This is a genomic window from Roseisolibacter sp. H3M3-2 (assembly GCF_029211165.1).
Classification (GTDB): Bacteria; Gemmatimonadota; Gemmatimonadetes; order Gemmatimonadales; family Gemmatimonadaceae; genus Roseisolibacter.
This window is the reverse complement of sequence record NZ_JARGEK010000557.1, coordinates 1-2235: the sequence shown is the minus strand read 5'-3', so window position 1 is coordinate 2235 and position 2235 is coordinate 1. Positions and strand designations below refer to the sequence as shown.

General features: G+C 78.2%; 4 protein-coding genes. 1 reads left to right on the top strand and 3 read right to left on the bottom strand.

Going from position 1 to position 2235, the window contains the following annotated elements; translation table 11 throughout:
* A partial coding sequence (bioD, locus tag PYV61_RS24445) for an ATP-dependent dethiobiotin synthetase BioD (protein WP_275836488.1) occupies window positions 1–263 on the bottom strand: 263 nt, incomplete at its 3' end.
* Window positions 264–268: 5 nt separating this feature from the next.
* Complete coding sequence (locus tag PYV61_RS24440; RefSeq protein ID WP_275836487.1) at window positions 269–1591, bottom strand: adenosylmethionine--8-amino-7-oxononanoate transaminase; 1323 nt, start codon at window positions 1589–1591, stop codon at window positions 269–271.
* Here PYV61_RS24440 and PYV61_RS24435 point away from each other — a divergent pair.
* Window positions 1523–1957: a hypothetical protein gene (locus tag PYV61_RS24435; RefSeq protein WP_275836489.1), complete on the top strand. Its 435-nt coding sequence runs from the start codon at window positions 1523–1525 to the stop codon at window positions 1955–1957. The genes PYV61_RS24440 and PYV61_RS24435 overlap by 69 nt on opposite strands.
* Here the strand turns inward: PYV61_RS24435 and PYV61_RS24430 are convergent.
* Window positions 1941–2235 (bottom strand): aminotransferase class I/II-fold pyridoxal phosphate-dependent enzyme (locus PYV61_RS24430; RefSeq protein ID WP_275836486.1); only part of this gene is annotated, 295 nt, incomplete at its 5' end. The genes PYV61_RS24435 and PYV61_RS24430 overlap by 17 nt on opposite strands.

Genomic DNA, 2235 nt, shown 5'->3' with positions numbered 1-2235 from the left:
CGCCCCGCGCGCGCGGCCGCCACCGACGGCGCCAGCGGCTCGGCGTACGTCGCCGGGCACACGTCGTCGCCCGCGCCGGCGCCGCCGGCGGCGCGGTGCAGCCGCGCGGCGTCGGTCCCGGCGTGCCGGTCCACGATCCCCGTCTCGACCGGCTTCATCCCGCGCGCCTCGAGCCCGCGCGCGCGCAGCGCCACCAGCAGCGCGCAGCTCACCACCGTCTTGCCGACGCCGGTGTCGGTGCCGGTGACCGCGATCCGCAGCATCCGCGTCACGCCCCCGACGCCCGCGCGCCGTCGAGGAAGCGCGCGACCACGCCGTACACCGCCGCCAGCTCGTCGTCGGTCGTGCAGAACGGCGGGAGCACGTAGCACGCGTCGCCGAGTGGGCGGAGGAGGACCCCCTGCTCCAGCGCGTACGCCGCCAGCTCGCGCCCAACCGGGTTCAGGTAGCTCCCCGCGCCGCGCGCGTCCACGAGGTCGAGCGCGCCGATCGTCCCGCACACGCGCGGTGCGCGCACCAGCGGGTGCGTCGCGAGCGCGTCGAGGTGCCGGCGGTGCGCCCGCTCGATGCGCGCGCGGGCGGCCGCGCACGCGTCCGACTCGGTCAGCGCCAGGCTCGCCAGCGCCGCCGCGCAGGCCAGCGGGTTGGCGGTGTACGAGTGGCCGTGGAACAGCGTGCGCGCGCGGTCGTCGCTCAGGAACCCGTCGAACAGCGCCTCCGTGGCGGCCGTCGCGCCGAGCGGGAGGAAGCCGCCGGTGATCCCCTTGGACAGGCAGATCAGGTCGGGCGCGACGCCGGCCCGGTCGCACGCGAACAGCGCGCCGGTGCGCCCGAACCCCGTCATCACCTCGTCGGCGATCAGCAGCACGCCGGCGGCGCGGCACCGGTCGGCGAGCGCGCGCAGCGTCGCCTCGTCCCACATGCGCATCCCGCCGGCGCCGAGCACCAGCGGCTCGACGATCAGCGCGGCGACCTCGCGCCCGCGCGCGGCGAGCAGCGCGTCGAACGCGGCCAGCGTGGCGTCGCCGTCCACGCTCGGGTCGGGGAGGCGCGCGACGTCGAACAGCAGCGGGTCGAACGGCGCGCTGAACACGCTGCGCGCGCCGACGCTCATCGCGCCGAAGGTGTCGCCGTGGTACGCGTGGTCCAGCGCCACCACCAGCCGCCGCGGCTCGCCGCGGTTGTGCCACCACTGCAGCGCGATCTTGAGCGCCACCTCGACCGCGGTCGAGCCGTTGTCGCTGAGGAAGACGCGCGTCAGCCCCGTCGGGAGGACGCGCGCCAGCGCGGCGCACAGCCCGGCGGCCGGCGCGTGCGTGAACCCCGCGAAGATCACCTGCTCCAGCGTCCGCGCCTGCTCGGCGATGGCGTCGGCGATCGCGGGCTCGGCGTGGCCGTGCAGCGTCACCCACCAGCTCGAGATCGCGTCGATCAGCGTGCGCCCGTCGCGCGTGTGCAGCGTGGCGCCGCGGGCGCGCACGACCTCCACTGGCGCGGGGGCGTTCCAGTGCTGAGTGTAGGGGTGCCAGACGTGCCGGGCGTCGAGGGCGGCGACGGCGTCGGGGCGCGGATCGCGGGGGTGCGGGTGCATCGGAGGGGACGACGTCACGGGCGCGCGGCGCCCGCGCTGGTCATGCTCGCGGCCGCGGCCGGGTGCGAGGGGTCGTACCTGATCGGCGTCCCCGACGTCGCGCGCGTCGAGGTCGCGGTGGCGCCCGCGCGGCTCGCCGTCGGCCAGGGCGCCGTCGCGACCGGCGTCGCGTTCCGGGCCAACGGCGCCGTGATCGAGCACGCGCGGCGCGCCGTCGGCTTCCGTTCCACCGACACCGCCGTCGCCTCGGTGACCGGCGTCCGGACCGGCGAGGTGCGTGCGCTGGCGGCCGGCACGGCGTGGATCGTCGGCGAGAGCGGTGGCCGGCGCGACTCGGTGCGCGTCACCGTCACGCCCGCTCCCTGAGCGCCGCCGCCAGCGCCGCCAGCAGCCCGTCCACCTCCGCGTCCGTGTGCGCCGCGCTCGCGCTCACGCGCAGGCGCGAGCCGCCGGGCGGCACCGTCGGCGGGCGGATCGCGCCCACCAGGAACCCCCCCGCGCGCAACGCGTCGCCCACCGCGACGGTGCGCCGCGGGTCGCCGATCGGCACCGGCACCACGTGGCCGTCCGGCTCCCCGGGGCTCGCGTGTCCCAGCGCCACCAGCTCCTCGCGCAGGCGCCGCGCGACCGCGCGCCCGCGCCTG

Excerpts from the sequence above, each read along its gene's own strand:
- PYV61_RS24440 (WP_275836487.1), bottom strand. The coding sequence starts at position 1,591 with ATGCACCCGCACCCCCGCGATCCGCGCCCCGACGCCGTCGCCGCCCTC.